At 62.0% G+C, this 9429-nt stretch carries 6 protein-coding genes; 3 read left to right on the top strand and 3 right to left on the bottom strand.

All coding sequences use genetic code 11. The features are described from left to right. Positions 1 to 112 precede the first annotated feature (112 nt). From H0241_RS27870 to H0241_RS27860, 3 genes are all read right to left on the bottom strand, one after another. Positions 113 to 1876 carry a tyrosine-type recombinase/integrase gene (locus H0241_RS27870; RefSeq protein WP_181060984.1) on the bottom strand — a complete coding sequence of 588 codons (1764 nt, stop codon included), beginning with the start codon at positions 1874 to 1876 and terminating at the stop codon, positions 113 to 115. 180 nt (positions 1877 to 2056) lie between these two features. Beyond that, positions 2057 to 4012, bottom strand: coding sequence for an acyltransferase family protein (locus H0241_RS27865; RefSeq protein ID WP_181060983.1), 1956 nt, complete (start codon positions 4010 to 4012; stop codon positions 2057 to 2059). Between the two features lie 116 nt (positions 4013 to 4128). After that, positions 4129 to 4737, bottom strand: coding sequence for a TetR/AcrR family transcriptional regulator (locus tag H0241_RS27860; protein WP_181060982.1), 609 nt, complete (start codon positions 4735 to 4737; stop codon positions 4129 to 4131). Positions 4738 to 4846: 109 nt separating this feature from the next. Here H0241_RS27860 and H0241_RS27855 point away from each other — a divergent pair, with 109 nt between their 5' ends. The 3 genes from H0241_RS27855 (at position 4847) to H0241_RS27845 (ending at position 9405) form a co-directional block, all read left to right on the top strand. Next, positions 4847 to 5533 carry a PspA/IM30 family protein gene (locus H0241_RS27855; protein ID WP_181060981.1) on the top strand — a complete coding sequence of 229 codons (687 nt, stop codon included), beginning with the start codon at positions 4847 to 4849 and terminating at the stop codon, positions 5531 to 5533. A gap of 65 nt (positions 5534 to 5598) precedes the next feature. Then, positions 5599 to 5886: a YiaA/YiaB family inner membrane protein gene (locus H0241_RS27850; protein ID WP_023668598.1), complete on the top strand. Its 288-nt coding sequence runs from the start codon at positions 5599 to 5601 to the stop codon at positions 5884 to 5886. A 93-nt stretch (positions 5887 to 5979) separates the two neighbouring features. Continuing rightward, complete coding sequence (locus tag H0241_RS27845; RefSeq protein WP_235984518.1) at positions 5980 to 9405, top strand: acyl-[ACP]--phospholipid O-acyltransferase; 3426 nt, start codon at positions 5980 to 5982, stop codon at positions 9403 to 9405. Positions 9406 to 9429 lie beyond the last annotated feature (24 nt).

Below are 9429 nucleotides of genomic sequence, written 5' to 3'. Positions count from 1 at the left end.
GTGTTATGGGGTGGGTGTTAGGGTAGAGCCCGGAGAGGGCTTTGAGCTTGGGGCAATGGTTCACCGGGATGGCGACCTGACCCCCGGGTTTTCTTCTGGTGTGGAATGCTGCCTAGAGGCCGAGCCCCTTCCGCATCTTAGACACCTCGACGCAGTGCTGGTGGAAGATCGAGAAATCACCCTTCAACGCCGCCTTACGGAACGTCGGAAGGTCCTGCTCGTCAACGTGATCCATCCATGTGGCATGGTCGATCCCGTATTGGCTGAACACATCTCGATTGAGCGTTGCAATGAAGCCAGCCTCGACAACCATAGCCTGCGCCTCAGTGATCCCGAACTCCTCCCCGACAGGGATTTCTCCAAGGTCGACGAAAGCATCTGCAAGGAACTTCTGCTGGTCCTCGGTGTGGGTCTCCCGAAGGCTATCGAGGGTTTCGTTGGTCTTCGATTGAAGCTCCTCCACGTCCATGGACTTCAGCTCGGCGTCAAGGGCTTCGAGGTCAGCGGCTTCGGGGTCAGCGATGGTGTCTTGGTCGTCTTTGATCTCGTAGTCTTCCGGGTTCAGGTTATCGAGGTCAATGTCGTCATCATCCCAATCCGACACCTCCGAAGGGATTTCTCCCTCCGAAGGCTGTTCAAGGTCGGACTGGGTTATGCCCGCGTGTTCCGTCTGTGCAACGAACCAGCGCCGGCACGAATGGAAGTTAACAAGGCTCCTGCGCTTCCCGGGCCGCATATCGTCGACCTTCAGGGCCTTGCGGTAGCGATTGAAGCGTTTGCCAAAAGCGTCTCCGGGGGCTCGCTCTTCAGTCAGTTCGTGGAAGAGCCATTCCTTCGACTTCTTGTCCTTGGTCCGCCGCTTCACAATCTCCTCCAGGTCGGGATGTATTGGCACCTTCCGGGGTGCTGAACCGGTCTTGCCATGCTGGAGGTCGAACAGGTCATCATGCACATCCTCGACCCAGAGCGTCACGACCTCTGCCAGTCGCATCCCTGACAAACACGAGATACGCAGGGCGTCGGCTATTTGCTGCCGGAACTCCTCGCCTATCTTGTCCTTGGGATAGTCGGCATAGAGAAGCGTCCGAAGCTCCTCGGCCTCGAATGGTCGCTCGTCATTCCCCCGGTCGCCGCGCTCCACCCGCCGCTTGTTATCGGGCAGCATCTGGCCAAGCCACGGGCTCTCAATCGCCTTGCCGTTCATGACCGCGCCCGCCACGTGACCCCGCAACGTGAGATAATCCCAATAGCCGCGCAGCGCTGTCATGTGCTTCTTGGCGGTCCTGCGGTCCATCGGTTCAATGATGGCGACCACGTATTTGCCAGCGCTCTTGCGGTCGATGTCGGGCAGCTTCAAACCTTCTTGCGAACACCAGCGGGCGAACCGCTTCACAAGCCCCCGCCGCTCGCTCGTGGTCTTGTCGGCGAGCCCTATGGCCTTCAGATACGCTTCAACATGCTCGTCAATGGGAACCTTTCCGGTGAAGGCGTCTTCAAACTCCTTGCGCTCTGACCCCCGCAGCCGCTCGCTCTCATCCTCCGCAAGACCCATAGCGAAATCCAACTGGCTGTGGTTATCGGTGGCCTTGAGGTCGACCAGAGCTTCGCGCCAGACGGTGCCGCGCTCTCGTGCTGACATCGTGGCTGGGCTGATCACCTTGCCCGCTGCGATCTGTTTGAACAGGCTGCGGGTGTCACGCTCGACTTGATCCCGGCGCTCCATCGCCACGCGCATGTCGCTGGTCTGGAGGTTCTCCCGGTGATGGGTCCTGCCGCCGAAGTGGCTGCGCATGGCGACCGGAACCCCGATCTTGAACCACCATATACGGCGCTTCAACTCGAGATGACGTCTGGCACTGTTCCGCTGCTTCGGCATAGAAAGACCCCCGGTTTGGCCCACGCATTTGGCCCACGTTCCGAGGTCTATGGCATTGATTTAGAACGATTTCAATAGCATAAGTGTCACAGGCGTCGATCCTCCTCAGCTCCACCAGCGGAATTTTTCTCGGACCTATCCCGTCTGCATCTCCGGAAGGAGAGTTCGACTCGGCGCCTGCTAAAGCCCCGCCTTGGCTGCGAGATAAGGCGCGAGCGCAAGCGAATAGGTGGCGGTCAGGTGATGATTGTCACGCCAGACGATGATGTTGCCGACAACTGCGGGACATAGTTGCGGCCCGCAGATGGTGTCGACCATGTCGATAGCGCGCACATTTTTCTGTCCCTCCGCGGCCAGCACCAACACGTTGCTTCGCTCAACGTCGCTCAGCCTGGTGACGCATTTCGTTGGCGTCGCACTCAGGCAATCGCCCGGATCGAATTTCATGTAGGGCGTGTTGCGGATTGCGACGATCTGGGAACCCGCTTCCGTCAGCCTGCTCCAGAGACTTCGCAGCCCCTCGATCATCTGGTCTTGCGGCACCGATCCATAATTGGATTGGCTGGTGACTATCAGGTATGGCTTCAGCTTGAGTATCTCGGCGAGCACATTGTCCTGCCATTGCGCGCACAAGACATTGGGTTTGCCATCCGCCATGATGGCCACGCGGCTGAATGGGCAGGCGGATTTTGTAAAGGTAACCAGTTTGAAGTTGCGGTTCTTGGCGACCTTGTCCAGAGCCGGCACCCACTGGGCTGCGTGAGAATCTCCCACCAGGACAATGGTTTTCGCACCCGTGGGATCGCCGAGAGAGCATCTCTTAGGCTCCGAGCTTTCCTCCTGGTGGCACTTCGTTGCATAGACGACCGGCACGTCCCGCCTCAGCCGGGCCAGCGGCGGGAGAAGGTCCACACCGTCCGGAACCGCGGCGCCGGAGACGAGAGCGGCAGGCCCGGGGTAGGAAGGCGTGCCGATCAGCGCGGTGTCGATGCGTTCTGTCTTCAGAAAGAGCAGCAGGCTGCCGGATGCGACCACGCATGTCAGGACCGCCGCGGTGCCGTATCCCAGCGGCTTCCACCACACGGCGGTTCGGGCTTGCCGATAGCGCTGCTCGACATATCGATAGGACAGATCCGATAGAACCAGGGTCATGGCAATCAGGCCGAAACCGCTGGCAAGCGTCAGCGAATAACCCTGTGCCAGGAAGATCGTGATCAGCGGCCAATGCCAGAGATAGATCGAGTAGGAGCGATCGCCGACGAAACGAAGTGGCCACGAATCGAGCCCACGAAACCGGCCGACTTCAACCTCGCCAGCCAGAATGATCAGTGCTGTGGCCAGGGTCGGCAGCAGTGCGCTGGCGCCCGGAAAGGGTGTCGTCGCGGAAAACAGCACCGCCGCTGCGAGGATCCCAGCCATTCCGAGAATCGCCAGGAAGCGTCTAGCGAATACCCCCAGTCGAAACCGGTGTTCGGTGAGCACCAGCAGTCCACCCAGCGCCAATTCCCAAAGACGGGTATGGCTGACGAAATAGGCTTGGGCGGGGTCCGTCGCCGTCAAGACGACGGAGGCAATCAACGATGCGGCGAAAATGAGCGATAGCGCCCCGATCAGGCAGGCCCTCAGCGGAAGGTCACGGCGGCGCGACAGCCAGGTCACGCCGATCATGACCAGCGGCCAGACGATGTAGAACTGCTCTTCGATGGAGAGCGACCAGTAGTGCTGCACCGGGCTCGGCAAAGTGTCAGCCTCGAGATAACTGACGGCGACTGCGGCCAGCCGCCAGTTCTCGACATAGAGAGCGCTCGCCACGATCTGGTTGCCTATTTCCTCCCAGCGCGCCTTTGAGATGAAAAGCAGCGTGCCGAGCAATGCCACCAGCAGCACCAGGGTTGCTGCCGGCAGAAGCCGGCGGACCCGTCGCGAGTAGAACTCGATCAACGAGACGCGGCCGTCGCGCAACGCCATCTGCGCCAGCAGGCCGGTGATCAGATAACCCGAAATGACGAAGAAGACGTCGACGCCGACATATCCGCCAGGCAGCACAGCCGGCCACAGGTGATAGACGACGACAAGCGCGACCGCCAGGCCGCGCAGCCCCTGTATTTCGGGCCGAAACCCACGTCCCTGCTGCATTGGCCGCAAATATCCCTCACAATTTCAGCCGGCCTGAATCAACAGGGGTATCCTGGGCCACGATCTTCATAAGGGCAGACATCAGCGGGGCAAAGAGCCGATCGTGCCTGCAGAGTTCATTCTCTTTCCGTCTCCAGCCCGCTCACCATCGTGTCGACGAAACCCAGCAGCTCGCTTTCTAGATCGGTTGGCGCCAGGCCGATGAAACGGTCTTCCAGCGAAATGGCGACGATGCCGTGGACGGCGGAGAACAGCGTGCGGGCGCGCGCCAGAAGGTCCGGCGTGTCCCGCGCGGGGAGCAGCTGGGCAAGCGGCTCGACCAGATGCTGGATCAGCACCGCATGTTCGGCCAGGTGCCATTCGGGCACCGCCACGCCTGGCGCCATGCGGTGTTCGAACAGGGCCTTCCACGCCATGCGGTTGTCGCGCGCAAAGCCGAGATAGGCTTTGGCCAGCGCCTTCAGCTTGGCCCTTGGTTCGGCGGCGCCGATCGCCTCCTGTTCCAAGGCTGCTCCCAGCCGCGCCAGCGTGATCGAATTGACGTGCAGGATGAGCTCGTCCAGATCGGCGAAGGCGGTATAGAGCGCGCCCAGCGCGCAGCCGGCATCGGCCGTGATGTCGCGAGCACGCAAGCCGGCGAGCCCCGAGGCTTGAATGTGCGCCTGCGCAGCCTCGATCAGCCTGCCTTTGAGATCCTCGCGTTTGGCGTCCCGTTTTGCCGTCATTAACCTTCCTTTGCGTGAAATTTATGAACGCCGTTCATTTTTCTCTTGAACGTCGTTCACGATGTGCTACGTTGCATTCGTGAACAACGTTCATAGAGGAGAAACAGAAATGTTGAAACAGTTTTTTGCTCTCGTCCGCGGCCGAAGCTACGAAGCCGCCGAGACGGTCGTCGACCGCAACGCGCTGGTGATCCTGCGCCAGCAGATCCGCGATTGCGCCGATGCCATCGCGGCTGCCCGCCGGGCGGTCGCCATTGCCATCGCCCAGAACGAACAGGAAGTCTCGCAGTTCAAGAAGCTGGTCGTCCGCATCGACGACCTGGAGAAGCGCACGATCGCCGCGATCGAGCAGGGGCAGAATGAACTGGCCCGCGAAGCCGCCGAAACGATCGCCATGCTGGAAGCCGAACGCGATGCCTCCAGCGAGGCGCAAAAGAGCTTCAGCACCGAGATCGAAAGGCTGAAGCGGATCATTCGGGTCTCTGAAATGCGCCTGCGCGAATTGCAGCGCGGCCAGCGCATCGTTGCCGCCGTCGACTCGACCCAGCGCCTGCGCGAAAGCGCACCCGGCTCCAGCCTGTCTGCGCTCAAGGACGCCGAGGAGACGCTGCTGCGCCTGCGCACACGGCAAAAGCAGATCGACGCCACCGCGGCCGCCATGGCCGAGATGGAGCAGTCGGGCGACCCGGCCGCGGTCAGCGAGAAGCTTGCGGCCGCCGGCTGCGGCGCGCCGCTGAGGAGTAGCGCCGACGCCGTGCTCGAAAGGCTCACGAAGACCATGACCAAGTCGACCTGATTGTATCCAGCCTGAAACAGACCCACGCCCAACCAACCTAACCCTGAAACGAAAGGACCATATCGATGACCCCGAACACCTATTCCCCCAAGGACTCAAGCGCCTGGAAGACCTTTACCATGGCCAGTTTCGCCGTTGCCGCCACGATGATGGCCGGCGGCATCTACTTCATGGAGGCAAGCTTCGCCGCCAAGGGGTTCTACGCCATGGCCGCCATCATGCTCGTGCACACCTCGATCACCATCACCAAGACGTTGCGCGACTCGGAAGAAGCAAGCCGCTTCATCAACCGGCTGGAAGACGCCAAGACCGAGAAGTTGCTGATGGAAGTCAGCCGCAGTAACGAAGTGTAATCGGGTTCCCGCTAAACAAGGCTCAAACCGCGCAAGACCGCTGATCAATCCAGTCAGGATTTTCGACGGTCTTGCCCAATGGAAGTCGCCGCTATGGAAATCGCTCCGATCAATCGTCCCACAGCTCATCTGATGACGTCCCGGCGCTTTGCGCCTTTGTTCTGGACGCAGTTCCTGTCCGCCTTCAACGACAATTTCCTCAAGAACACGCTGGTGTTTCTTATTCTGTTCACGCTGGCGGCGGACCAGGCGGCTTCTCTGGTCACCCTGGCGGGCGCCGTGTTCATGGCCCCCTTCCTGCTTCTGTCGGCGCTTGGCGGCGAGATCGCCGACCGCTTCGACAAGGCCCTCATCGCCAAGCGTCTGAAATTCGCCGAGATCGCCGCGGCGGGAGTATCCGTCGTCGGCATCGCGCTGTCGTCCATTCCTGTGCTGATGGTGGCGCTCTTGATGTTCGGCATCATTTCGGCGCTGTTCGGGCCGATCAAATACGGCATCCTGCCGGATCACCTCGAGCGCAAGGAACTGCCCAAGGCCAACGCCTGGATCGAATCCGCGACGTTTGCCGCAATCCTCGGCGGCACCATCGCCGGCGGCGTCGTTTCCGCCGATGGCATCGGGGTCACGGTGTTCGGACCGATCATGATGGCCTTGGCCGTCGGCTGCTGGCTCGTCAGCCGCTACATCCCATCCACCGGTTCAGCGGCGCCCGACCTCGTCATCGACAAGAACATCTTCCGCTCGACCTGGCGTCAGGTCGCCGAATTGCGCACCGACATGCGCATCTGGCGCGCCGGCCTGATGACCTCCTGGTTCTGGCTGATCGGCGCCATCGTGCTCTCGATCCTGCCCACCTTGATCAAGGATTCGCTCGGCGGCAACGAGATGGCGGTCACCGTCTATCTCGCCGTGTTCGCCGTCTCGATTGCCATCGGCTCGGCCATCGCCGCCTGGATGTCGCAGGGCCGCATCGTGCTGTTGCCCGCACCGGTCGGCACGGCGCTGCTGGCGCTGTTCGGCCTGCATCTGGCCTGGACGATCTGGAGCATGCAGCCTTCGCCCCAGGCAGCAACCCTTGGCGCATTCTTCGCTGGCCCGAACACGATCCGTGTCGCCATCGACCTCGCCGGCATGGCCATTGCAGCAGCCTTCCTGGTGGTGCCGACCTTCGCCGCCGTGCAGGCTTGGTCGCCCGAGGCGCGCCGTGCCCGTGTCGTTGCTGCCGTCAGCATCGTCAATGCCGGGTTCATGACCGTCGGCGGTATCATTGTCGCCTTGATCCAGACGAAAGTCTCCACCGGTGGCATTCTGTTCGGCCTCGCCGCGGCCAATGCGATTGCCGCCTGGCTGATGTTGAAATTCCTGCCGACCAACCCCTTCCGCGATTTCGTCTCCATCCTGTTTCGCGCCTTCCTGCGCCTGGAGGTCGAGGGCATGGATAACCTCAAGGCGGCCGGCAAGGCGCCGATCCTGGCGCTCAACCATGTCAGCTTCCTCGACGGTCCGCTGGCGCTGACGCTGACCGATGAGGAGCCGGTCTTCGCCATCGACTACTTCATCGCCCAGGCCTGGTGGATGAAGCCGTTCATGAAACTTGCCCGCGCTTTGCCGCTCAATCCGGCCAAGCCGATGTCGACCCGCACGCTGATCAAGGTCGTGCAGGGCGGCGACCCGCTGGTCATCTTCCCGGAGGGCCGCATCACCGTCACCGGCGGCCTGATGAAGGTCTATGACGGCGCCGCCATGGTCGCCGACAAGACCGGCTCGATGGTTGTGCCGGTGCGCATCGACGGGCTGGAGAAGACATATTTCTCGCGGCTGAGCTCGCAGCATGTGCGCCGTCGTCTGTTCCCGAAGGTCAAGGTGACCATTCTGGAACCGGTCAAGCTCGAAGTGCCGCAGGAGCTGAAGGGCCGCAAGCGCCGCGCCGCGGCGGGTTCCGCCCTATACCAGGTGATGTCGGATCTCGTCTTCCGCACCCAGGACATCGACAAGACCGTGCTGGAAAAGATCATCCAGACCGCCAACGAACGCGGCATGAAGCAGCTCGCCGTCGAGGATCCGGTCACCGGCTCGCTCACCTACGGCAAGCTTTTGACGGCCGTTGCCGTGCTCGGCGAGAAGTTCCAGAACATGTATGCCGACCAGCAGACGCTGGGCATCATGCTGCCCAACGCCAACGGCGCCTGCGCCGCGCTGCTCGGCGTCATGTCGGCCGGCAAGGTTCCGGCGATGATGAACTTCACCGCGGGTGCGGCCAACATACTCTCGGCCTGCAAAGCGGCTGAAGTCCGGACAGTCCTCACCTCCCGCGCCTTCGTCGAACAGGCAAAGCTCGGCGCTGTCGTCGAGGAACTCGGCCGCTCGGTCGAGATCGTCTGGCTCGACGATCTCAGAAAGACCATTGGTCTCAAGGACAAGCTGCTCGGCCTGCTGCGCAAGTCGACGCCGCGCGCGCAGCGCTTGCCCGACGATCCGGCGGTGATCCTGTTCACCTCGGGTTCGGAAGGCACGCCGAAAGGTGTCGTGCTGACCCACCGCAACATCCTGGCCAACGCTGCCCAGGCTGCGTCGCGCATCGACTTCCATTCGGGTGACAAGGTGTTCAACGTGCTGCCGATCTTCCATTCCTTCGGCATGACGGCGGGCACGGTGCTGCCGCTGATTTCGGGCGTGCCGGTCTATTTCTACCCCTCGCCGCTGCACTACCGCATCGTCCCGGAACTGATCTACGCTTCGAACGCGACGATCATCTTCGGCACCGACACCTTCCTCTCCGGCTACGCCCGTACCGCGCACCCCTACGACTTCCGCTCGATCCGCTATTGCTTTGCCGGCGCTGAACCGGTCAAGGCAGCGACGCGCATGACCTATATGGAGAAGTTCGGCGTGCGCATCCTCGAGGGCTACGGCGTCACCGAGACGGCACCGGTGATCTCCATCAACACGCCGATGTACAACCGCTCCGGAACCGTCGGCAAGATCATGCCCGGCATGGAATATCGTCTCGACCCGGTGCCGGGCGTCGACGATGGCGGACGTCTGTTCGTGCGCGGACCCAATGTCATGGCCGGCTATCTCCGGGCCGAGAAGCCCGGTGTGCTCGAACCGCTGGAAGATGGCTGGCATGATACCGGCGACGTCGTCGCCATCGACGAGGGCGGCTTCATCACCATTCGCGGCCGCGCCAAGCGCTTTGCCAAGATCGGCGGCGAGATGATCTCGCTGGCCGCCGTCGAAGCCTTGGCCGGCGAATTGTGGAAAGGCACGCTTTCGGCGGTCGCCACCGTGCCGGACGCGCGCAAGGGCGAAAAGCTGATCCTCATCACCGAGGCGCCCGGCGCGACCCGCGCGGACTTCCTGGCCTTCGCCAAGGCCAATGGCGCCATGGATCTGATGGTGCCGGCCGAAGTGCGGGTCGTCTCAAAAGTGCCGGTGCTTGGCTCCGGCAAGCTCGACTTCGCCGCTGTGACCAAAGCGGTGCGCGACGAAGAAGCCCTGAAGACCAAGGCCGCCTGATCGCAGGCATCTTGACAGCTGAAC

The sequence above is a fragment of the Mesorhizobium neociceri genome (genome assembly GCF_013520985.1).
In the GTDB taxonomy this organism is placed as follows: domain Bacteria; phylum Pseudomonadota; class Alphaproteobacteria; order Rhizobiales; family Rhizobiaceae; genus Mesorhizobium; species Mesorhizobium neociceri.
This window is presented reverse-complemented; position numbering and strand designations above follow the sequence as displayed.

Coding starts and splice junctions, on each gene's coding strand:
- H0241_RS27870 (WP_181060984.1), bottom strand. CDS start 1,876: ATGCCGAAGCAGCGGAACAGTGCCAGACGTCATCTCGAGTTGAAGCGC.
- H0241_RS27865 (WP_181060983.1), bottom strand. CDS start 4,012: ATGCAGCAGGGACGTGGGTTTCGGCCCGAAATACAGGGGCTGCGCGGC.
- H0241_RS27860 (WP_181060982.1), bottom strand. CDS start 4,737: ATGACGGCAAAACGGGACGCCAAACGCGAGGATCTCAAAGGCAGGCTG.
- H0241_RS27855 (WP_181060981.1), top strand. CDS start 4,847: ATGTTGAAACAGTTTTTTGCTCTCGTCCGCGGCCGAAGCTACGAAGCC.
- H0241_RS27850 (WP_023668598.1), top strand. CDS start 5,599: ATGACCCCGAACACCTATTCCCCCAAGGACTCAAGCGCCTGGAAGACC.
- H0241_RS27845 (WP_235984518.1), top strand. CDS start 5,980: ATGGAAATCGCTCCGATCAATCGTCCCACAGCTCATCTGATGACGTCC.